The following is a 24,163-nucleotide window of genomic DNA, read 5'->3' on the forward strand; positions in this document are numbered from 1 at the left end:
CACTTATCTAGTAAAAACTATTCACCTTTAACCTTCACTGCTGTTCCTGATACTATTACGGCTAGTGTAGAGCCTTGAGACATTGATGTCATAGCATATCTAATATTTATAACTGCGTCTGCTCCTAAGTTTTTAGCCTCTTCAACCATTTTTTTAACTGCTGTATCTTTTACATCCCTAACCATTTCAGAATAGCTTTTTATTTCTCCACCAACTACATTTTTAAAGGATGCCATTATATCTTTTCCTACATTCTTAGAAAAAACACATACTCCTTCTACAATATTTATAGTTTCTAATTCTTTATTATCAATATAGCTTAGATTTGATAGTATCATATTTATCTCTCCTTAATCATTATTTAATTACCTTTTCTAGTTTACATTACTTTTCTTATACTGTAAATATATACATGATTAAATATATTAATATGTTATAATTTAATTAATCATAATTTTTAGTTAAATATAGTGAATAATAATTCATAAGTGTTAAAGGGGGATTATAAATATATGTTTAATAAGGATATTATATCAGCCTTAAAGAGTGATGTAATTGGGTTGATTGTTTTGTTTATATTTATTTTTGTCCTAGGTGGCACAAAAGCATTTAAAGATTTAAATTGGATTACAATTATAGGTATTTTTATATTTAACTTTTTTTATACCTTATATGAATTAAAAAAGAATCCTGAATAAAATAAAAAGGGGTCGTCTCAAAATTTTATTTTGAGACGACCCCTTTTTATTCTATATGTTTAATCTAGTAATCTTTAAATTTGTATTTATCATATTAAAAGCCTCTTGCTTTTCTTCTCCACCACCAAAAATACTTGTAAAGAAATTTTTAATAGCTTCAAAAAGTTTTGCAAAAAATCCTTTAGCTTCCTCACTAGTTAGCGTTCCTTTTAATTGTTTTGTTACATCATTTAATTGACTTTTTATTTTATTGAAATCTAAATCCAACTTATTTATCTTGTCCATTAAAGCAGTTATCTTTTTAATATCATCTTGATTTAAACTTTGATTAAAGTTGTTTACTATATTTACTACTATTTTTTCGATTTCCTTTTGAGTTCCAGGCTTTTCTTTAATAACTTCTTTTTTTATTTCATTTATTAAACTTGCTGCTTCATCTTGTCCTATTTTATCTCCAAGCTTACCTGTAACCACCATTTCTTCATTGGCAGCTTTCTTTTTATTTTCGTCTATTTTTTTACCACCCTTACTATTTTCAAAGCCCTTTAGTATTCCTGTAAGAGCTGCTGTACCAGATACATTGAAAGGAGCTGCTGCTTTAACTTCAGCGTTTTCTATACCAGCAGTTATTAGAGCATTTTTTATCATACTTTCAGTTACCCAATATATGTTATGTGTTGTTACATTTATTCCACCCTTATTTGTAGGTTCTACATAGGAACAGGATATGGATCTCGTACCTATTTCCTTTTGAGTTGCTATACCATTTAAATACTTATCTTCTTCTTTTTTAGTAACTTCTAATAAATTTACTTCTTTTTTATTTACCTTAAAATATTTTAGCATATCTTCCTTTTGACCTTGAGTTAAGTCTGCTCCTATAGTGACAACTTTATACGCATCAGCATAAACCTTTTTTCCTGGAGCCGCGAAAACTATAGAAAGTGCAAGAAACAAAACTAATACTTTACTTATACTTTTTTTAAATTTCATATGTTCATTCTCCTTTATTTTAAACTAATTGTTCTTATGTATTTCTTTAACCTATATATTATATTATAATTAAACATGCAAATACATAGATTCTTAGCAAAGTTTACAAATAATTATTAAATTTCCCTGTAAAAATTTTCGACTTATAGGAGGTTGAGACTAAATGATTAAAAATGATAAAACTAAAGGTTTTATTTTAGTTATTCTAGCTGCATTACTTTGGGGATATTTGGGTATCCCTACCAAAAACTTATATGACTTTAATTTTGATTCATTCTCTGTGTGTTTTTTTAGGACATCCATAGCAGGTATTTTCTATTTTTTATATTGCTTTAAAAAGGATGCTAACCTTTTGAAAATAGATAAAAAAGGTCTTTTATTTTTTATACTTTATGGCGCTATAGGTTTCGCTACTACTTTTATTTGTTATAATGTGTCAGTAAATTATACTTCTATAGCCCTTGGTACTATGTTTATGTTTACCAGTCAAGTTTGGGTCGTAATTCTTTCTTATTTTATATTTAAAGAAAAATTTACTTCTAAAAAAATTATAGCTATATTCCTAACTTTAGCTGGATGTTTTATGATGTGTAAAATGCATGATCCTAAAAATCTTAATTTAAATTTAAAAGGTGTTATATTAGGACTTATTTCTGGTATTACCTTTGCATTACAAATCATTTTTGCTAAAATAAGCTCTAAAAAATATAGTCAAAACACATTACTTGCCTATTCTTTCATATTTGCATCATTGTTTTTGATTCCTTTTATGGATGCAAAAAATACTTTGAATATACTAAGTGACACCAACAATTTATATCCTATAATACAAAACATATTCGTTATAGGGTTTTTCACTACAGTTATAGCAAATGGTGCTTATCTTAAATCTGTAGAACATATAGAAGTTGGCATAGCATCCATAATAGCTACTTTAGAAATTCCAATATCAGCTATTATAGCTTATTTTGTATTTCATCAAACTCTAGATATAATACAAATTATAGGTATGTTTTTAATTATTATATCTGTTATAATTTTAGAACTTAAAATAAAAAATCTTAGTGAAGTATTTAATTTTTCATTATCTGAAAAAGAAACTTATAAGTAAAACCAGATTTTTAATATCTGGTTTTACTTATATTTATAATTTTAAAATCTATTGAACTTTATTTATTATATAACTTAACCATACAGTATAAAATTTAGGTTTAAAGTGAATTCCATCTCCTTCATACAAATCTCTATTATTTTCATTTAACATTGATTTTATATTTAAAAAGTTTACATTTTCCTCTCTAGCCATTTTCATAAGTCCTGTATTACACTCATTTATATAGCTATTGGTCATAGTAGGTTTTCTTTTTTGAACCATAGGTAAAACTGGTAATACTGATTGAACATATATCTTTGAGTTTGGGAACTTTTCTTTTACTTTGTGTATTAGTGTCCTATAGTGATCAATAAACCACTTACTTGGTACAGTATTATCCATATCATTTACTCCATATAACATATATATATTTCTTGGGTTTTTTATACTGATTTTTCCCACTTCATTTTTTGCATTGTTGATGTTAATAGCCTTCTTTGCACAAACATTTTTTTCATCTAAAAATTCATAGTAAATTAAAGCCTCACTTATAGAATCTCCCATAAAAACGTCATTTTTAAAAAACTCCTTATAATTTTTAGTTTTAGACTTTTCTGTACTTGTACCTGATGAATTAGACTTTTTAGGTGAACTAGGTTCCTTGGGAGTAATTGGTTCAGAGGGATTATTTACTTTTTTTCTATTAGTACTACTTTTACTTATTTGGGTAGTTGTATCTATATCAATGGCTTTTCTAGATTTTTTATCTTCTTTATTATCCTTTGATTTATCCTCTTCATTTTTAATCTTAGGCGTAAATCCAGAGCTTGTACCTAATGAGCTTACATTTTTATCTCTCTCTTGCATACTAGCATATACTAAAGAATTTTTTTTATTGTTGTTCTTATGATTTATGTATATTTTTCCACCTATACCTAAGGTTATACAGGTTAATGTTAATAATCCTACTAGTCTTCTATTTATTCCTCTTCTGAATTTTCTTTTTGATCTTCTAATCATTTTACCTTCCTCTTTTTCTGTCTAATTTTAATTCCTAGTTAACTTTGGAATCCTTTAAAATTTTATTAATTTATAATTTCCATAATCACTATACATATTATATTAAATACTATTTTTTTATGATTTACGATGAAATTACAAAGGGTTTACAAAATTATTACATTGTTAATTTTATTTTGAATTTAATATTCTCTTTCTTTCCTTCCAATCTGGCATTAAATCATCTAATAAATCGTAAAAATCCTTACTATGATTAAAATGTACTAAGTGAACCAATTCATGCAAAACAACATAGTCAATACAAGTTTCTTCTGTTTTCATTAAATATAAATTTAAATTTATTTTATTTTTATACTTCATACATGAACCCCATGTACTTTTCATCTTTCTTATGGAAAAGTCAGGTTTTTCTACTTCATAGTTCTCAATAAGCAAGTACATCTTGTCCAAAGATTTACTAAAAACTTCTTTAGCTCTTTTTCTTAACCATTCTTCATATATTTCTTTTTTCTTATTACCCTCTTCTATATACTTCGTATGTAAATATATATACCTTGAATCATAAACTATATTATCTTCTTTAGAAGGTATGATTTTTAAAATATATTCATTTCCAAGATAAATAATTTCATCATTTTCTTCAAAATTATTTTCTATATTTGCATCCTGTTTATTTATAAAAAATTCTATATTTTTTATAATCCAATTACCCTTACTTTCTAAAAATTTATTTATATAATCTATTGGAACATTATGCTTTGCAGAAACAAAAACACTTCCATCTCTTTTAATTCTTAAATTGATATTCTTTACTTTTTTCCTATAAAGTGTGTACTCTATAATCTTGTTCTCATACTTTATACTGTGCTTTTCACATTTCATTTTATATTCTCCTTTATATTAGTTAAATTATAACATATAATAATTTAACTCCATATTGACATGAACCTTATAAAGTGTAAAATCTATATATAAACTTTATATTATTACAAGGAGATATTATAATGAAAAAATTTTTAAAGCTTATAAAAATATTTTTAATTATAGCTATAGTTTTAGTATCGTCTTTTGCCTTTATAAACAGAGGTAAAATCAAATTTTATATAAGTGCTGCAAAAAAATATATGAGTTTTCAGGAAAACCTTTCTACTACTTCTGTTTCTGATATGAAAAACCTAACTGGTATGAATAATATTGATGTTAAAGACCTTGTTTATAAAAATACCAATAATGTTCCTTTAACACTGGATATATATAAGGCTAAAAAAGACCTTCCTAAAGGGTCACCTGTAATTTTATATGTTCATGGTGGATCATGGGTTTATGGCGATAAAAGCATTCCCTCTGTACTTTCACCACTTTTAGATACTTTTCGTGATGAAGGCTTTACCATAGTAAGTGTGGATTATGAACTTATGAAGCCTGGAGTCTCCTTTGATAAACTTACATCCGATGTTAAAGATGCGGTAAGATGGATTTATAAAAACAAGGATACTTATAACTTTAATACTGACGAAATAGGACTTTTAGGTATCTCATCAGGAGCTCATTTATCCCTACTTTCCGCATATACTAGTGATAATGAATTTAAAGGAGATCCTAATTTAGCTAATTATCCATCTAAAGTTAAATACGTTATTGACCTTTTAGGACCTACTGATTTAAATAGCTTAGATTTTTCAAAGGCTAGTTGGGATCTTAACAATATTTTAAACTCTATTCCTAATATAAAAGAAGTAGCTTCTAAATATAGTCCTATAAATTACGTTCATAGCAATGCTCCAAAAACCTTAATGGTATATAGTAAAGAAGATTCCTTAGTTCCCTATAAAAATTGCACTGAATTATATAATAAATGTAAGGATAATGGAGTTTTTGTAAATCTTATAACCCTTGAAAATAGCGGACATGATTTTTCAAAACTAAACAAAGAAGATGTACTCTCCTTATCTAAAGGAGTCTTAAAATTCATAGTTCAAAACTCCCCACTATAAGCAGCGAACCAATTTTGAGTATAAACTCAAAATTTCGTAAGTCGCTTACTCCTACCACCTAAAAGTGTGTAGGAGTTTCTTATATCTCGAACCAATTTTAAGTATAAACTTAAAATTTCGTGAGTCGCTTACTCCTACCACCTAAAAGTGTGTAGGAGTTTCTTATATCTCGAACCAATTTTGAGTATAAATTCAAAATTTCGTGAATCGCTTACTCATAGCACCTAAAAGTGTGTAGGAGTTTCATAATATGAAAAGAGCATCTATTTTAGGATGCTCTTTTTTTATATACTCTTCTTATTTAACTTTAAATTTACTAATTTCCTCTTGAAGTTTTCCGGTTAGTTCACTTAAATCATTAGCAGTATTTGCTACTTCTTGAGAAGAAGCATTCATTTCTTCTGATGAAGCTGAAATTTCCTCTGAAGAGGCTGATACTTCCTCTGCAATAGAGGATGCTCCTTCTATATTTTCAAATACACTATTCTTTTCATTATCTATATTACTTGCTGACCCAGCTAAATAATCTATTTTAGGTACCACTTCTCCTATAGATAAAATTATATTTTCAAAGGATATTAGTGAATCATGTATAACTTCTGAAGAAGCCTCTAGCTTTTCATCTATATTTCCTGTATCTTCTACAATATTTTTAGTATCCTTTGATATGCCATCTATAAGATTACTTATATTATTTGATGAAATTTTACTCTGCTCTGCAAGCTCTCTTATTTCCTCTGCTACTACTGCGAAACCTCTGCCTGATTCCCCAGCTCTTGCCGCTTCAATAGCTGCATTTAGAGCTAAAAGATTTGTTTGTTCAGCTATACTATTTATAACTTCAGTTATTTCATCTATTTTTAATATGTTTTCTCCTAAGGTATTTATTTTTTCTATAAAACTTTTAAACGCTTGTCCTACATATCCAAAAGCTTTCTCCAAGTCTTTCATCTTACCACTACTAGCCTTTGCAGTTCCTCCTATTTCATCAGATATGCTTTTTAAATGATTTAATCCTTCAACTAAATTTTTAATTGAATATCCAAAGCTATCTAATATATTTGTTATATCAACTAAATTTTCTGCTTGCTCACCTGTTCCCTTTGCTACACCCTCTATAGCAGTAGATATATTTTCAGTTGAAGATGCCATTTCTTCAGATATAGCGCTTAAATTCTCCGAAGAACTATTTATTAAATTAATTTTAGATTTCAAGGATTTAATCATTTCTCCAAAACTATTTATGGTGTTTTTTATATGTAATTTTATTACTTCAAATTCATTCTTACCATAACTTTCAATTTCTATATGTAAATTACCTTCTGCCATTTCTTTTAATATGGTATCTATTTCTTTTAAGTTTTTATTTAAAGTTTTTATTGTAACCATTGATATTAAAAGTAATAGTATACTACAGACTACTAAAAGACTTATAAGTAAGTTTCTGTTAATAATGTATATTTCATCACTTTCTATTTTATCCTCTTCAGCTAATTTAATATCATATTCCTGCAATTTATCTAAGGCTATTTCTGCTTCATTTCCAAATTTAATAAATTTATCATTTTGTTCTCTAGTTAATTTTTCACCTCTTTCAAGATGTTTAAATAACTCCTTGCTCAAATCACGATAATTCTTGTAGCATTGTAAAAATTGTTCTAAATATTTTATTTCTGTTTCATCAGAATGGGTAGAAGTATATTCTTTATAATTTTTCATTATTCTCCTATCATGTTCCTCTATAGATTTAACATATTTTTCATTAAAGTCTGTTTTTGCATTGGCTGAATTTAATCTAACAGACAAAAATCCTTCCCTCATACCTGTTATATTTACAATTGGTAGTAGCTCCTCTTCATACATAACAGCTACATTATTATTAACTTTATTGGTAGCTGTTATACCAAAAACTCCAATAAGTACACTAAAACATATAGATATAACTGATAAAAATATTATAATCGTAGATATCTTTATATTTCTAATTTTTTTATACATATCCTTCTCCTCCCTTATTCTATAGCAAAATAATTTTATGTAATTTATTTTATTGTATATTAATACTTTATTGCTAATTATACTACATATTTTGATATTTTTCATTCATAATTTCTCTGTAATTCCAATAAATTCCCACTTAATGTAATGATACACCAACTTATATTGTATTTTCCAAGCATATTTTTAATATATTTAAATTTTTTTAAAAATATCTTTTTAATATAGAATTCATCCTGCTAACTTGATTAAATTTAAAAATCACTAAAACTTTATTGAAATATTTTAAAGTTTTAGTGATTTCCTTTTATTTTTAACCAATGCCTCCATAAAATATTCCAAGAACATATACTATAATTGTAAGTCCACAGAATACATATTTTGTCATGGGCTCAAACCAATTTCCAATTTTTTTATCACAACCTAATTGTACCTGTTCTCTTGCAAATTTTGTTCCACAAACCCAGAAGAACATAATTCCTGCAAGAAGTGCTCCTAGAGGAATAACATAAACAGATATTATATCCATCCAAACTCCAAGTTTATCTGCATCTTCAAGTATTATTCCAGTAACTAAGCCAAATATTCCAATTGTAGATACAGAAGCTTTTCTTGAAAAATTAAATCTTTCTTGTAAAGCTTCTATTGAAGCTTCAAATAAATTCATTAAAGATGTAGTTCCTGCAAATAAAACAGCTATAAAAAATATAATTGAAAATAATCGTCCAGCGGGCATTTGTTTAAACACACTAGGCATTGTAATAAACATAAGTGGTGGTCCTGCTGATGGATCCATGTTAAAGGCAAATACTGATGGAATAATTACGAATGCTGCAAGCATTGCTGCAATTGTATCAAAGATGGCCACATACTTAGCGCTATTCATAACATTTTCTGTTTTCTTTAAATAACTTCCATATACTAATGTTCCTGAACCCGCTAGTGAAAGAGAGAAAAAAGCTTGTCCAAGAGCAAATACCCACGTCTTAGGATCTCCAAGAAACTCCCATTTAGGAACTAATAAGTACTTATATCCTTCCATAGCTCCCGGTAATGTTATTACACGAATTGCAAGAATTAAAAACAATCCAAAGAAGGCTGGCATCATAAATTTGTTAACTTTTTCTATTCCATTAGAAACTCCCATAGTCATAATACCAAAAGTTAATATTAATGCTGTCACATGCCAACCAAGACTTCCCATTCTTCCTGCAATAGATCCAAAATATGCTCCACTATCTGGAGCGTTTATCATTGTGCCGGAGATAGCACCTATAGTAAATCTTAATATCCATCCAACAACTACAGAATAACCTATAGCAATACCTAAAGATCCTATAATAGGAATAAGTCCAATGAGATCTCCATGTTTCTTTCCTCTCATTTCCATTGCCTTTTTAAAGGCTCCAAGTGGCCCTGTTTCCATTGCACGACCAAAGGACATTTCTCCAATAACCCCTGTAAATCCAATAACTATAACAAATACAAAATACGGTATTAAAAAAGCTGCTCCTCCAAATTGACCTACACGATAAGGAAACATCCAAATATTTCCCATACCTACCGCTGAACCAATACATGCTAAAATAAACCCCAGTTTAGAATCAAAAGTATCTCGACTATTGTTATTATTCAATTCCTTGTGATCATTTTTATGGTTGTTATTCCCCATAATACCACCCCTTGATAATGCAGTCATAGATTGACTCATTTTTTTATAAATTCTATTTAAGCCCTATTGGGCAAGTTTTACACACTTTGTATTTCATAAAAATATACTTAAAATGTCAAAACTTCTTTATAATCCAATAATGGGAATTGATTTGTCGAGCATTTCAATATTACTAGCTAATGATGAAATTTATAGAAAACTTTTAAGATAAGATATAATTTAAGTGATTTTGATTACTTTACAAATGAAAAAGTGAGAGAAGATTTTACCATGAAAACTCATTTTTTCATGAAGGTACTATTCTAATACCTATTATCTCTCTCCAACTTCTTTAAAATAAATTTCATAACATATTTGTTTTAAATGAATTCGTTACTATTTGTAACAAAAGTGGTAATTTTAAAAATTCAAATATGTTCCCTGTTTTATTTTAATGGTTCAAGACTTGCTTGGAAGTGACGAAGTATTGGTGGTTCCCATGTAATTCTATAACCTTTAACGGTGTTTGCTCTTTCCTTAATTGTAATTAAAGCATCTGCCATAATATCAATATGCGCTTGAGTATAAACACGACGTGCAATTGCAAGTCTTGTAAACTCAAAATCTGCTTTAAGTTGTTCTCCAGTATCTGGATCATTACCTAACATATAAGATCCAATTTCACATGTGCGTATTCCTGCTTCTTTATAAAGTTCTACAGCTAAAACTTGTCCAGGGAACTCATTATATGGAATATGTGGGAACATACTCTTAGCATCTACGAATACTCCATGTCCACCTACTGGTGATTGATAAGCAATCCCTGCTTCGTCAAGACGTGCTGCAAGATATTCCATTTGTCCTATTCTATATCTTAAGTAATTTTCATCAATTCCTTCATAAAGACCAATCGCCAAACTCTCAAGATCGCGACCTGAAAGTCCTCCATAAGTAATAAACCCTTCGAAGGATATTGTACGACCTTTACATAATTGGAATAATTCTTCGTCTTCTTTAATTCCTAGAAGTCCTCCCATATTTACAATGGCATCTTTCTTTGCACTCATTGTAAATATATCTGCATAACTAAATATTTCTTTAATAATTTCCTTTATGGATTTGTTTTCATAACCAGGTTCACGTTGTTTTATAAAATAAGCATTTTCTGCATAACGTGCCGCATCTATACAAAGTCTAATATTATACTTTTTACAAATTTCAGCTGTTTCTTTCATATTTTCAATGGATACTGGTTGACCTCCTGCTGAGTTATTTGTTATAGTCATAACAACAACTCCAATTTTGTCTGCTCCATGTTCTTTAATTAATTTTTCAAGTTTTTCAACATCCATATTACCTTTGAATGGTATTCTTACTGTTGGATCAGAAGCCTCTGGTACAACACAATCAATGGCTCTTGCACCTGATAATTCAACATGTGCTCTTGTTGTATCAAAGTGCATATTAGATATAGAATATTTTCCCTCACCTAATAATAATCCAAAAAGAACTTTTTCTGCTGCACGACCTTGGTGTACAGGTTGAACAAATTTATATCCAAATATATCTTTTACTGCATCCACTAATTTAAAGTAACTCTTTCCTCCCGCATAGGCTTCGTCACCCTTCATTACACCAGCCCATTGATCATCGCTCATTGCATTTGTTCCACTATCTGTTAATAAATCAATATATACATCTTCTCCTCTAAGGTTAAATGTATTGTATTTTGCTTCAGCAATTTTTAATTCTCTTTCTTCACGAGTAAGCATTTTAATAGGTTCTACCATTTTAATCCTAAATGGTTCTGCCACATATTTAATTTTCATGTTAAATCCCTCCAATTTTAAATAATAAATGATCATTGTAATAATGATTTATATGTTCTATTACAATATATTATTCTTTATGATAAATATAAAAAATCATTAGGATAACTCTACCCTAATGATTTTTTATTAAATCAATCCTATAAAATTGTTATGTATAATATTCTCATTTAACTTTAAATTTACCAACTTCCTCTTGAAGCTCTTTGGTTAGTCCACTTAAATCATTAGCAGTATTTGCTACTTCTTGAGAAGAAGCATTCATTTCTTCTGATGAGGCTGAAATCTCCTCTGAGGAGGCTGATACTTCCTCTGCAATTGAGGATGCTTCCTCTATATTTTCAAATACACTATTCTTTTCATTATCTATATTGCTGGCTGATTCAGCTAAGTAATCTATTTTAGGTACCACTTCTTCTATAGATAAAATTATATTTTCAAAAGATAATAGTGACTCCTTTATAACTTCTGAGGAAGACTTTAACTTTTCATCTATATTTCCTGTATCTTCTACAATATTTTCAGTTTCCTTTGATATGCCATCTATAAGAACACTTATATTATTTGATGAAATTTTACTCTGCTCTGCAAGTTCTCTTATTTCCTCTGCTACTACTGCAAAACCTCTACCTGATTCTCCAGCTCTTGCCGCTTCAATGGCTGCATTTAGGGCTAAAAGATTTGTTTGTTCAGCTATCCCATTTATAACTCCAGTTATTTCATCTATTTTTAATACATTTTCTCCTAAGGTATTTATTTTTTCTATGAAACTTTCAAAAGCTTGTCCTACATACCCAAAAGCTTCCTCTAAGTCTTTCATCTTATTACTACTAGCCTTTGCAGTTCCTCCTATTTCATCAGACATATCATTTAACTGAGTTAATCCTTTAACTAGGCTTTTAATAGAGTCTCCAAAGGTATTTAATATATTTGTTATATGAACTAAACTTTCTGCTTGTTCTCCTGTTCCCTTTGCTACATCCTCTATAGCAGTAGATATATTTTCTGTAGAAGATGCCATTTCTTCAGATATGGCACTTAAATTCTCTGAAGAACTATTTATTGAATTAACTTTGGATTTTAAAGATTTAATCATTCCTCCAAAACTATTTATAGTATCTTGTATATGTAGTTTCATTACTTCAAATTCATTTTTACCACAGCTTTCAATTTCTATATCTAAATTACCTTGTGCCATTTTCTTTAATATACCATCTATTTCTTTTAAATATTTCTTTAAAGCCTTTATAGTAACCATGGATATTAAAAGTAAAAATATAACACCTACTACTAAAAGACCTATAAGTAAATTTCTGTTAGTAGTATATATTTTGTCACTTTCTATCTTATTCTCTTCTGATAATTTAACATCATATTTTTCCAAATCATTTAAGGATGCTTGTATCTTATCTCCTATTTTTATTAATTCATTATTATCCTTTTGAGTTATTTTTTCACCTTTTTTAATACGTTCTAGATATTTTTCAGTCATATATATATAATCATTATAGCTTTCCGTAAAAGCTTTTATGTATTTTGCCTGTGTTTTATCACAGGATGTAGATATATATTCTTTATAATTTTTCATAATTTCTTCGTTACTTTCTTCTATAAGATTAGTATGCTTATTCTCATAGGCTATTATTGCATTAGTACAATTTAATCTCATAGTTAAAAATTCTTCCCTCATATTTGAGATCCTTACAATTGGTAGTATTCCCTTATCATAAATTGTTGTTACATTGTTGTTAACCTTCTCCGTAGCAAATATACCAAAAGTACCAATAAGCAATCCAAAAAACGAAGAAACTATTGATAATAATATTATAACTGTAGATACTTTAATTTTTTTAACCATAAACTAGTCCCCCTTCATTAAGTCTACAATAAATAAGATGTAATATAATTTTATTGTAATATTTATAATCTACAGGTAAAATTATACTACATCTTCTGACATTTTTCATTAATTCAATTAATTATATTAATTCCTTCGTCATCTCCACAAATATCTTTATAAACCAAATCAATATATTCATCTACCTTTTTCATATGTTTATACCCCATTGAAAAACGTGTCCATAATTTTCTTAAAAAATTCTTACTCCCCTTTTTTTGTATTTAAATACTCTATCCATCCGTTTTAACACTACATATAATGTTACTTCTTTAATCTCAAATATATTTTCACTCCTTTAATATAATACAACATAAAGTACTATATAAAGTAAATTACTTAAGTAAAACTTTACCCTAGTATTATAAAGTAACCCTTTACAATCTAGGGCAAAAACTAGATTAAATTATGAGAACTTAAGAATATACATAAAAATACATCCATAACAGCTAATATTAGTATTAATGCAAGCAGTATTACTATCTTTTCTTTTTTATTTTTCACCCTTTTAGATACTGCATTTATTGCCTTTATAGAAATTAATATCATTATAACTATAGATGCTAAAGTAGTTAGCAAATGTTTGTTTTCGACTTTTTCAAAGATATTTACAGTTAAAAGTATACAGACACTTATTGCATAAGTACTTATAGATTGTAGATATTTATTACTATAATAAAACTCTGGTGACCTTCCCACAATTCTTTGTAAGAATCTATCATATACATTAGTGAAAAATAATCTAACTGTAGAAATACAAAATAGGATGGATGCTATGGTCATTAATGCGATTTTTATTCCAAAAAAATGAGTAGCTATAAGTAGAAATATCAGTAACCCCATGATAAAAAGCATAATAATCATCTCTTTTCTTTTATTTTTTAAATTTTCTAACTTTTATAATCTTTGAATATATTCTTCGATAAACTCAATAAATTTCCTTCTTATTATTCATTATATTTTAATATATGTTTAAGATGACTATTAAAATTTCCTTGTAAATTAATCTGTTCTTCTTTAGAAAATTAAGCCTATAATATATAAAATAATATATCATCTAATATATTTGCAAATTTATTGATTCGTTTTATAGTAACTTGAAATTTTTCCTTCATGATTATGAATAATTACCATAATTATTTTTTAACATATTATTTATTTTATGTATATAAAACTTTATAACACATTTAAGTCTAGCATTTTTAAACTTTATTCTTCATATTTTTATTTTTTTAAATATCTTGCCCTACGATTCATAAAAAATATTGTATTTTGTAAATTAAAGTTATCATTCATTAGTTGAAAAATTCTTACATCTATGTTATACTCTTAATTGAATTTTATATAAAATTTAATTATTCATTACATTTGAAGGGAGCATATTTATGAGTAAAAAAGTAAAATTAGGTCTTATCCCTAAAATAGTCATAGGTATTCTTTTAGGGGTTTTTATTGGAAAGCTTTTTCCAGACAGCTTTATCCGAATATTTGTAACATTTAGTTCTATATTCGGCAATTTCCTTGGATTCATAATTCCATTACTAATAATAGGCTTTGTTACCGCAGGTATAGCAGAACTCGGTACCGGTGCTGGTAAATTACTAGGTATAACAGTTGGAATAGGTTATGCTTTTACTTTAATATCTGGTGTATTTGCATATGGTGTAGGTACTACTTTATTACCAAAAATAATAACTTCAAATGCAGCTAAAAATATAGCTACTGGTGGTGAAGGTTTAGAACATTTTTTCACTATAGAAATGCCTCCAATAATGGGCATTACTTCAGCTCTTGTACTAGCTTTCATACTAGGTTTAGGTATAGCTGCTACTAAAAGTGAAGGACTTAAAAAAATCGCCTTTGAATTTCAAGATATAATAAGTAAAACAATCGAAAGTGTTATTATCCCATTATTACCTGTACACATAGTTGGTATATTCGCAAATATGACTGTAAGTGGACAAGTTAGCACAATATTCTCCGTATTTTGGAAGGTATTCTTAATAGTAATTATATGCCATTATATAATTATATTTTTCCAATTTCTAATAGGTTCTGGTATTTCAAAGAAAAACGTTTTTCAATGTTTAAAGTTTGAAATTCCTGGATATATGACGGCTTTAGGTACTCAATCTTCCGCTGCAACTATACCTGTTAATCTAAAATGTTCAGAAAAAATGGGTATATCAAAAAGTATAAGAGATTTCGTTATACCACTTTGTGCAACTACACATATGTCAGGTAGTACAATAACTTTATCACTCTGTGCTATGTCTGTTATGATGCTTCATGGAATGCCAATTACTTTTAGTGCTTTCTTTGGATTTATAGCAATGCTTGGCGTTTCAATAGTAGCAGCACCGGGTATACCTGGCGGAGCTGTTATGGCATCTCTTCCGGTTTTAGAGCTAATATTAGGTTTCGATAAACCTATGTTGTCTTTAATGATAGCACTTTATATAGCTCAAGATAGCTTTGGAACAGCTTGTAATATTACAGGTGACCAAGCTGTAGCTATGATTGTAGATACAATTAAAGATAAATTAAAACTTTAAAATATTTTCTTATACATTTCTGGTAGGATGTAGATTTAATTCTATACCCTACCAGTTTTTTTATACTCTCCATAAGGATTTTTTGTAACATTTCTTCCTATTCTTTCATATTTTTTAATATCACTACTATTTTAGGAGGACTACAATGGGTTCTATCTTAACGTCACTACATTATGTTTATATAATATTTATAATTCTAATTTTTTTACTTATGATATTAAAAAAAGATTTATCTATAGTTTGTATTATAGGTATATTTACCCTAGGCTTTTTTGCAACCAATTCTATTACTTCTGCTGTTTCTGGTGTTTTCAATAGCTTTATATTAGCTATCAGAGAACTTCTAGGAACTATTTTAATTGTTTCTACAATAACTGCCATGGGAGTAATCTTAGATAAAACTGGAATAAATCAAACTTTAACCTCTCCCTTTAAAAAATTTATGAAAACTCCAACTTTAGCTTATTGGACTATAGGTATTTTAATGATGATTATTTCTATGTTCTTTTGGCCATCTCCCGCTGTAGCTCTTATTGGAGCAATATTAGTACCTCCTGCCGTGAAAGCTGGTCTTCCTCCAATTGGTGCTGCAATGGCTATGAATCTTTTTGGACATGGTATTGCCTTATCTGGAGACTTTATCATTCAAGGTGCTCCAAAGATAATAGCAGATGGAGCTTCTATTCCCGTTAATTCCGTTCTAGCTGCATCCTTTCCTTTAGTTTTGATTATGGGAAGTGTCACTACTGTAGTTGCTTTTATATTATTAAAAAAAGATATGAAAACCGGAACACTTAATATAGATAAAAATATCTCACTAAAAAAAAACATATCTAATGCTGAATTTCAAAATATATTGTCTACAAAAGCTAAAAAAGGCTTTTCTATTTTTATAACCTTGCTGTTTGCCTTAGATATAGTTTTAATGTATCAGTTAAATCTTCAAGGCGGAGATGCAACTGCTTTAATCGGAGGTACTTCCATAGCTATTTTAATAATTTTAACTCTTTATACAAAAGGTAAAAATGCTTCTTCATTAGTTACCTCTTATATTGTAGATGGATTTTTATTTGGATTTAAAGTATTTGGTCCTGTCATTCCTATTGCTGCTTTTTTCTATTTAGGGGATTCTGGATTTATAACAGTTTTTGGAGAAATATTACCTAATAGTTCTAAAGGAATTGTAAATGACCTAGGATCAACTCTTGCAAATTCTGTTCCAGTTAATTCAGTTATGTCTTGTATTACTGTTACAGGTGTTGGTATAATTACAGGATTAGATGGCTCTGGTTTCTCTGGCTTATCCTTAGCAGGTTCTGTGGCAAAAATCTTTGGAATAGCTTTAGGAAGAGGCATAGAAACCCTAACCGCTTTAGGACAAATATCTACAATTTGGGTGGGTGGCGGAACTCTAATACCCTGGGCCTTACTACCTGTAGCCGCCATATGTAAAGTAGATCCTTTTGAATTAACTAAAAGAAATTTTAAACCTGTGGCCATAGGCCTTATAGTTACTACAATATTTTCAATGTTTATAATATAAAAAAAACTTGCAGTTACTAACTGCAAGTTTTCATTATATCTAATTAATCTTCGTCTAGGTCAAACTCTTCAAAGTCTAATTCTCTGCTATACATCATAGGATGCATTCCATCGCAGCCGCACATCATAGGATTCATTCCAGGATATCCACCCATCATAGGATGCATTCCACCATGCCCCCACATCATAGGATGGCACATCATCATAGGATGACACATCATTTCAGAATGCATGTAAGGAGGCATACAGCAATGCATATCATGATGCATACCAGGATTCATATCATAATGCATGCAATTATCCATACCAGGATTCATACCATGATGCATGCAATGATCCATACCAGGATTCATACCATGATGCATGCAATGATCCATACCAGGATTCATATCATGATGCATACAATGATCCATACCAGGATTCATACAATGGTGCATACAATCATGCATACAATGACAATAATCCATATCATCATACATATCACAAGTATTTTGTTCCATATACATTGGTCTTATATCAGTCATATCCTTGCAGTCCATATCTTTCTTATCATCTTTTGCCGTAGGCATAATGTAATTTGGTGGACATAGTGGAGTTAACCCACACATATTACAAAGGGGTCTATCCATCTTGTCATCATTGCACATACTATCCATGTAGCAGTCTTTCATACATTTACACATCATATAATCTTTCATTATACACCTCAATTAGATTTTTACTACATTAATAGTATATGTAAGTTCAAATTCTTTGTTACTACTTTTAAAATTTAAAATCCTTTAATTTATCTCCTAAAATTTCTCCTAAAGATACACCTTCTTCTTTATCGCTGTACTTCTCCATTTCAGCAGAACTCTTGTCTTCAGCTGCCTTTTTACTTAAAGACATTTTTCTATTTTCTTTATTTATATCTAAAATTTTAACTTTAATTTTATCTCCTATTTTTAATACTTCTTCTGGTTTTAGTATTCTCTCTTCGGATATTTCTGAAATGTGTAAAAGTCCTTCTAATCCATCTTTAAGTTCTACAAAAGCTCCAAACTCAACTAACTTTACCACTGTCCCATGTTCTACAGTCCCTATTTTGTGATTGTCTAATGCTTTTTTCCAAGGATCTTCTTTTATATCTTTAAGTGCTAAACCTAGTCTCTCTCTTTTTTTATCCACATTTAATATAAAAACCTCAACCTCATCTCCCTCTTTTACAATATCAGAAGGATTATTAACTCTCTTCCATGAAAGATCGCTTAAATGCACCAATCCCTCTATCCCTCCAATATCTACAAAAACTCCAAATTTTACAAGTCTTACTACTTTACCATTTATTTTTTCTCCTTCTTTTAGTGTTTTCCAAAGCTCTTCTCTTTTTTTAGTAAGTTTTTCATCTTCCACTTCTTTTGCTGATAATACTAATTTATTATCTTTTCTATTGAATTCAATTACTTTTACATCTTTTTCTTTTCCCAAGAATTCATTTAAATCTTGTACAAATTTAGAAGAAATATGTGATGCTGGTATAAAAGCTCTAACTCCATTTATATGAGTAATAACCCCTCCCTTTACAATTTCCTCTATTTTTATCTTAAATATATTTCCTTCTTTAAAATCCTTTTCTAATTTGTCTAAAGTTCTAATTTTATCTGCTATTCTCTTAGATAAAATAACATTTCCTTCTCCATCATTTAATTTAACTACATATACATAAACTTCTTCATCTTTTTTAAATTCTTCTTTAAAATCTATATCTTCTAAATCACTTTTTTTTATAATTCCATCTGCCACATATCCTATATTTATTAATACTTCATCTTCAGATACAGATATTACCTTTCCCTTTACAATATCTTTTTCTTTAACCTTTTTCATATTTTTGTCTATTTCTTCTATCATGTTTTCCATTGTTAAATCCTCATTTATTTTACTCATAGTTATCTCTCCCTATTAATTTTCTAATATTCTAAATAAGCTAAATTTATTATATCAAATATTTTATAAATAGTACAATTCATTGATATAATTTATTACAATTGTGGAATAATTATAAATAGATAGCAACTAATAGTGAATAGCTATTCATTATTAACTAAAGGAAGGGGTTGTTTTTAATGAATTTAAATAATATAGATGCTTTTATTAAAGAATTTCAAAATTCCTTTAATGAGGATATAATAATTGGAAATGAAATAAAAATAGGAAATATAACATTAATACCTTTAATCAATATTTCCTTTGCCTATGGAACTTCTGAAGGGTCTAATAAAATTAAAAAGCTTACACAGCATAAGGGTACAAAAAACAAAGATGAAGGTTTATGTATAGGTTCAAATGTATTTGTATCTGGAGTCTTAATCATAAAAGACGATAAAGTATCTTTTATATCCACTAAGGAGAAAACACCTATAGAAAATATAACTGAAAGTATAAGTAATATTTATTCTAAAAAAGCTTAAAGGAGATAGATTCTTGTGATCTATCTCCTTTATCTAAATATTCCTTACTTTTATTTATTTTGCATCCTTTAAAGCTTTGCTTACAGCTTCTTTTACAGCATTACTAGACACTGTAGCACCACTTATTGCTTCTGCTTTTTCTGTTCCTTGATTTTTAACTATTTCCGGAATTAATTTTTCTTCTACACTATCAAATATTCCATCAGTTTCTTTGTGTTCTGTTACCTTTATATCAGCAATTTTTCCTTTTTCAACTTTAACTGAAACTGTTAAGTCTGCGTTATGACCTTTAGTCGTAGCTTTATATTCTCCATCTTTATATGCACTTTTATTTCCACAAGCTGTTAATGCTAAAACTGTTGCAACTGTTAAAATTCCTGTTATTATTTTTTTCTTCATTTTTATCTTCCTTCCTATATATATAATTTACTTTGATACTTTTGCTAATTTAGCTGCATTTTCTCCTGCAATTCTTCCAAATACTATTAAGTCTGCTAATGCATTACCACCTAGTCTGTTTCCACCATGGATTCCTCCTACTACTTCTCCTGCTGCATATAAGCCCTTTATAGGTTGTCCATCTTTATTTAAAACTTCTGTATTCGTATTTATATTTATTCCACCCATGGTATGGTGTACAGCTGGTTCTATTTCTATTGCATATAAATTTCCCTTTGCAAATTCAGTAGGCATGTTGGCTCTTTTAAAGTCATTATCCTTTTTAGCTTTTACATATCCATTATATGTATTAACTGTTTTCTTTAATTCACCAGCGTTTATCTTTAATTTATCAGCTAGATCTTGTGTAGAATTTCCAACTACAGCTAACTCCATTTCAATATATTTTTCTACAGCTTTTAAGCTTTTTCTAACATTTTCATCAAATACTAAATATGCAGTTTTTCCTTCTTGTTTTAAAATAGCTTTTGATACCACATCTCTTGTTTCTATTTCATTTATGAAACGTTTTCCTTCTCGATTTATAAGTATAGCACCATTTCCTCTAACTGCTTCTGTTATCATTATACCCTTTTGTGGAACTACTGTAGGATGTGTTTGAATTTCCTTCATTTGAGTTAACTGTGCTCCTAATTTTTCAGCCATTAAAATTCCCTCTCCGGTAGCACCTGCATGGTTTGTAGTTCCAAATCCTTTTAATTTGTCATTATATCTTACAAACATTTCTTCACTAGCACCAAATCCACCAGTGGCTATTATAATAGATTTAGCATCTATTGTGTATTCTTTTTCTTCTTTATCTACAGCTTTAACTCCTGTTATATTTCCCTTATCATCTTTAAGTATTTCCGTAGCTTTATTCATAGTTCTTATATCTATTTTCTTATTTTCTGCAGTTTTCTTTAAAGTTTTAACTATCTCTGTTCCTACCGCACCACCGCCTGTTGGTCTGTGTGCTCTATTTTCACTTGCTCCTCCAAGTCTTCCTACATCACTTAAATCCGCTCCTAAATCAGCTAACCACTCTACAGCTTCTGCTGATTTTTCTGTTAAAAGCTTTACTAATTCGGGTTCTCCCTTATCATGTCCACCCTTCATGGTATCTTTATAAAACTTTTCTACGTTATCCCCAATTTTCTTTTCCTTTTGGAACTTAGTTCCTGCTGCATTTATTCCTCCAGTTGCTCTTAGAGAGTTGCCTCCAGCCATTGGCATTTTTTCTAAAACAATTACATTTGCTCCTGCATTCTTTACTTCTACTGCCGCAGCAAGACCTGCACCTCCTGCGCCAATAACTACTACGTCAGTTTTTTCATTTTTTCCTTCTTTTGACCCTGTGGTTTTATTATTTCCACCACAGCCTGCCATAGCCCCCATGGTGAGCATTGCTGTAGTTAATATAGCCGTAAGCTTTTTTAAACTCATTTTCTAATCCTCCCTTTATTTTGTCTCAAACTTTTATCTAATTACAGTTTATTGTTAAATAAATAACTTTTCAATATTAAATAAATATTGTTATTTTTGTTCATTTTGTTCTCAAATTTACTTTACTTTATATTCATGTCTAGGTCTCCCAACTTTACCATATTCTAGCTTGAAACCTAATTTATTTTCAATGCACATATATTCTAGATACTTTCTTATGGTTATTCTAGCCATGCCAATTTCTTTTGCAATTTCTTCTGCTGTAAAATAATTTTGCCTTTTATGTATATGTTCCCAAATCTTTTCATAGGTAAATTTATTTAGCCCCTTAATTAAATGAGTATACTCTCTAGGTTCAAGCGTATTTTTTTTATTACAATCACCACATCTTGTATTACTTATTAATTTATCTACAGTGTTTTGCTCTAATTGATCTAAATTCTCTAGTTTTATGTATTTACCCCTATAATTTTTAAAAGTCTCTTCAAATCTATTAAAGGTAAAAGGTTTTATAATATAATCAACAGCTCCATACATTAAAGCTTCTTTTAAAGAATCCTTACTTCTGTCTGCTGTTATTATTATGGCATCTAATCCTATTTCATCTTTTCTTAGTTTCTTTAAAAATTCTAACCCGTTTTCTCTAGGAAGATATATATCTAAAAGAATTAAATCTAATTTATGTTTTAATATATAATCATATGCCTCTTTTAAATTACTAGCTTTTTTACAAACTTTAAAGCCTTCTATTTTGTTTAGAAATCTATAGTTAATCTCCATGACCATTGGATCGTCTTCAATTATCATTACCTTTATCATACATACTATTTCCTTTCATCGGTATATTTATAAACCAAGTTGTCCCACTTTTATTAGAAGTAAATTGAATTTCCCCAAATTTATCTTCAATTATATTTTTAACTATATACATACCTAATCCCCTATTCCCTAATTTAGTAGATTTTTCTTTTAAAAATATTTTTTCTTCAATCTCTTTTGGAATACCTCCCCCATTATCCTTTACCATTAAAAATAGTTCCTTATCATTATTTCTAATTTCAATTTCTATTTTCCCAGTACCATCAACTTCTACTGCCTCCATAGAGTTATCTACTAAATTTCCCACTACGGAACAAATTTCTTCTGAATTCATTTTATTTGGAAGTCTTTCTAAAAAAGTACTTTCTTTTATAATAAAACTTATTTTTTCTTCTTCGCATTTATTATATTTGGCTAATAAAAGTCCTTGTAAGGGTATAATTTTTATATTTTCATTTATTAAATAACTTATTCCTCCTCTTTTATAAGCTAATTCACAAATATAATCTACTACCATATCATATTCTTCTATCTGAATGAGGCCAGATATAGTATGAAGTTTATTCATAAATTCATGATTTTGTGCCCTTAGAGACCAAAGTATCTTCTTAACCCCTGTTAATTCCTCTGCAAGTTCTTTAATGCTTGTCAGATCTTCAAAAGTAATAACTAATCCCATAAAATTTTTATCTCTATCTTCCAATATATTATAATTACACATCAGTGTTGTGCCTACATTTATTTTATTTTCTACATTTATTAAAGGCTTTTTAGTATTTAGAACCTCTAATATACTTTCATCTGGCATATAATTAAGTACACTCTTTCCTAAATCCCTTTTACTTATACCTAAAAGATTTTCTGCACTTTTATTGTAGTTTAAAATATTACCACTTTTATCAACAGCAATAATTCCATCTTCTACACTTTCCAATATAGCCTCTTTTAAACTTAATAATAAAGCTATTTCTTTAGGCTCTAATCCATAGATACTATTTTTTATGCTATGGGCCAATAAATATGCTCCCAGTATTCCTGTAATTAGTCCCACCAAAATGAAGGGAATGAATTTAGAAAGTTTATTATACACTTCTAAATTTACATTTCCCTTTAATATTCCTACAGATACAGCACCTATTTGTTCTCCATCTTTATAAACTGGTGCAAAGCCTCTAATTGATAATCCTAATGTACCTACACTTTCTGATACATAGGATTGTCCTGAGTTAATTACTTCTATGTGATCCCCACCCTTTATCATCTTTCCTATATTTTCTTCTATAGGATGGGAGTATCTTGTCCCCTCCATATCTATTACTACAATAAAAGTTACATTAGTTTTTAGTCTTACTCTTTCAACATAATATTGAAGAGCTAATGAATCTTTTTTATTTAAGTTCCTTTTTATTTCATCAGTCATAGCTAGAGTTTGAGCTAATCTTAATGCTTCTTTGGAACGTTCTTTTTCTATAAGTTCTCTCATTTCTTTAAAGGATAAATATCCTATAATTGAAATAACCATTACTAATATAATAAATACATATAAGGTTACTTTTATTCGAAGGGTTATTTTTTTTCTTAATTTTTCTTTCATTTAAGGTAAATATCTCCCCTCCAAATGTCAATTAGCAATTCTTTCATACACTTCATCTCCTTGTTAAACATACTCCTCTTACAAATCTTATTATATCAAATATTCATTATTCATGAAAAATAAAAGTTATATAAAAACAAAGG

21 protein-coding genes are annotated in these 24,163 nt (G+C 28.7%); 6 read left to right on the top strand and 15 right to left on the bottom strand.

The features are described from left to right. Positions 1-17 precede the first annotated feature (17 nt). Positions 18-338: a YbjQ family protein gene (locus B5D21_RS07000; protein WP_011099716.1), complete on the bottom strand. Its 321-nt coding sequence runs from the start codon at positions 336-338 to the stop codon at positions 18-20. 174 nt (positions 339-512) lie between these two features. On the opposite strand from B5D21_RS07000, the gene B5D21_RS07005 reads away from it, so the two are divergent. After that, complete coding sequence (locus tag B5D21_RS07005) at positions 513-698, top strand: hypothetical protein (protein WP_035109657.1); 186 nt, start codon at positions 513-515, stop codon at positions 696-698. A 51-nt stretch (positions 699-749) separates the two neighbouring features. On the opposite strand, the gene B5D21_RS07010 is transcribed toward B5D21_RS07005, so the two are convergent. Continuing rightward, entirely contained in the window at positions 750-1,691 is a 942-nt protein-coding gene (locus B5D21_RS07010; RefSeq protein ID WP_011099717.1) for a DUF1002 domain-containing protein, read from the bottom strand. Between the two features lie 163 nt (positions 1,692-1,854). Between B5D21_RS07010 and B5D21_RS07015 the strand changes: the two genes are divergently transcribed. Beyond that, entirely contained in the window at positions 1,855-2,802 is a 948-nt protein-coding gene (locus tag B5D21_RS07015) for a DMT family transporter (protein WP_011099718.1), read from the top strand. A 48-nt stretch (positions 2,803-2,850) separates the two neighbouring features. On the opposite strand, the gene B5D21_RS07020 is transcribed toward B5D21_RS07015, so the two are convergent. Together B5D21_RS07020 and B5D21_RS07025 are read right to left on the bottom strand one after the other, a co-directional pair. Continuing rightward, a complete protein-coding gene (locus B5D21_RS07020; protein WP_011099719.1) occupies positions 2,851-3,804 on the bottom strand; it encodes an SGNH/GDSL hydrolase family protein in 954 nt (317 codons plus the stop codon). A 171-nt stretch (positions 3,805-3,975) separates the two neighbouring features. Then, positions 3,976-4,686 carry a M48 family metallopeptidase gene (locus B5D21_RS07025; protein ID WP_011099720.1) on the bottom strand — a complete coding sequence of 237 codons (711 nt, stop codon included), beginning with the start codon at positions 4,684-4,686 and terminating at the stop codon, positions 3,976-3,978. A gap of 122 nt (positions 4,687-4,808) precedes the next feature. Between B5D21_RS07025 and B5D21_RS07030 the strand changes: the two genes are divergently transcribed. After that, complete coding sequence (locus B5D21_RS07030) at positions 4,809-5,798, top strand: alpha/beta hydrolase (protein ID WP_011099721.1); 990 nt, start codon at positions 4,809-4,811, stop codon at positions 5,796-5,798. Positions 5,799-6,095: 297 nt separating this feature from the next. On the opposite strand, the gene B5D21_RS07035 is transcribed toward B5D21_RS07030, so the two are convergent. The 5 genes from B5D21_RS07035 to B5D21_RS07055 form a co-directional block, all read right to left on the bottom strand. Continuing rightward, positions 6,096-7,796 carry a methyl-accepting chemotaxis protein gene (locus B5D21_RS07035; protein WP_052040345.1) on the bottom strand — a complete coding sequence of 567 codons (1,701 nt, stop codon included), beginning with the start codon at positions 7,794-7,796 and terminating at the stop codon, positions 6,096-6,098. Between the two features lie 313 nt (positions 7,797-8,109). Further along, positions 8,110-9,468, bottom strand: a complete 1,359-nt coding sequence (locus B5D21_RS07040; protein WP_052040344.1) for a sodium-dependent transporter — start codon at positions 9,466-9,468, stop codon at positions 8,110-8,112. 425 nt (positions 9,469-9,893) lie between these two features. Further along, complete coding sequence (locus B5D21_RS07045; protein WP_035109655.1) at positions 9,894-11,276, bottom strand: tryptophanase; 1,383 nt, start codon at positions 11,274-11,276, stop codon at positions 9,894-9,896. Between the two features lie 166 nt (positions 11,277-11,442). Beyond that, complete coding sequence (locus tag B5D21_RS07050; protein WP_011099725.1) at positions 11,443-13,134, bottom strand: methyl-accepting chemotaxis protein; 1,692 nt, start codon at positions 13,132-13,134, stop codon at positions 11,443-11,445. Positions 13,135-13,569: 435 nt separating this feature from the next. Continuing rightward, on the bottom strand, positions 13,570-14,028 hold the full coding sequence (locus B5D21_RS07055) for a hypothetical protein (protein ID WP_035109650.1): 459 nt from the start codon (positions 14,026-14,028) through the stop codon (positions 13,570-13,572). Between the two features lie 530 nt (positions 14,029-14,558). On the opposite strand from B5D21_RS07055, the gene B5D21_RS07060 reads away from it, so the two are divergent. Beyond that, positions 14,559-15,728: a dicarboxylate/amino acid:cation symporter gene (locus tag B5D21_RS07060; RefSeq protein WP_011099727.1), complete on the top strand. Its 1,170-nt coding sequence runs from the start codon at positions 14,559-14,561 to the stop codon at positions 15,726-15,728. Positions 15,729-15,873: 145 nt separating this feature from the next. After that, positions 15,874-17,271, top strand: a complete 1,398-nt coding sequence (locus B5D21_RS07065; RefSeq protein ID WP_011099728.1) for a membrane protein — start codon at positions 15,874-15,876, stop codon at positions 17,269-17,271. 43 nt (positions 17,272-17,314) lie between these two features. Here the strand turns inward: B5D21_RS07065 and B5D21_RS07070 are convergent, their stop codons facing one another. Next, positions 17,315-17,968 carry a hypothetical protein gene (locus tag B5D21_RS07070; protein ID WP_035125155.1) on the bottom strand — a complete coding sequence of 218 codons (654 nt, stop codon included), beginning with the start codon at positions 17,966-17,968 and terminating at the stop codon, positions 17,315-17,317. 67 nt (positions 17,969-18,035) lie between these two features. Beyond that, positions 18,036-19,199, bottom strand: a complete 1,164-nt coding sequence (gene rpsA, locus B5D21_RS07075) for a 30S ribosomal protein S1 (protein WP_011099730.1) — start codon at positions 19,197-19,199, stop codon at positions 18,036-18,038. Between the two features lie 179 nt (positions 19,200-19,378). On the opposite strand from rpsA, the gene B5D21_RS07080 reads away from it, so the two are divergent. After that, on the top strand, positions 19,379-19,723 hold the full coding sequence (locus B5D21_RS07080) for a GerW family sporulation protein (RefSeq protein ID WP_035109642.1): 345 nt from the start codon (positions 19,379-19,381) through the stop codon (positions 19,721-19,723). A gap of 54 nt (positions 19,724-19,777) precedes the next feature. Here the strand turns inward: B5D21_RS07080 and B5D21_RS07085 are convergent, their stop codons facing one another. From B5D21_RS07085 to B5D21_RS07100, 4 genes are all read right to left on the bottom strand, one after another. Next, positions 19,778-20,122, bottom strand: coding sequence for an FMN-binding protein (locus tag B5D21_RS07085; RefSeq protein WP_011099732.1), 345 nt, complete (start codon positions 20,120-20,122; stop codon positions 19,778-19,780). 27 nt (positions 20,123-20,149) lie between these two features. Continuing rightward, positions 20,150-21,607 carry a flavocytochrome c gene (locus tag B5D21_RS07090; RefSeq protein ID WP_011099733.1) on the bottom strand — a complete coding sequence of 486 codons (1,458 nt, stop codon included), beginning with the start codon at positions 21,605-21,607 and terminating at the stop codon, positions 20,150-20,152. A 117-nt stretch (positions 21,608-21,724) separates the two neighbouring features. Continuing rightward, a complete protein-coding gene (locus tag B5D21_RS07095; protein WP_011099734.1) occupies positions 21,725-22,426 on the bottom strand; it encodes a response regulator in 702 nt (233 codons plus the stop codon). Beyond that, positions 22,404-24,020: an ATP-binding protein gene (locus B5D21_RS07100; RefSeq protein WP_011099735.1), complete on the bottom strand. Its 1,617-nt coding sequence runs from the start codon at positions 24,018-24,020 to the stop codon at positions 22,404-22,406. The genes B5D21_RS07095 and B5D21_RS07100 overlap by 23 nt, the downstream gene beginning before the upstream one ends. Positions 24,021-24,163: the final 143 nt, after the last annotated feature.

The sequence above is a fragment of the Clostridium tetani genome (genome assembly GCF_900167265.1).
GTDB lineage: Bacteria > Bacillota > Clostridia > Clostridiales > Clostridiaceae > Clostridium_G > Clostridium_G tetani.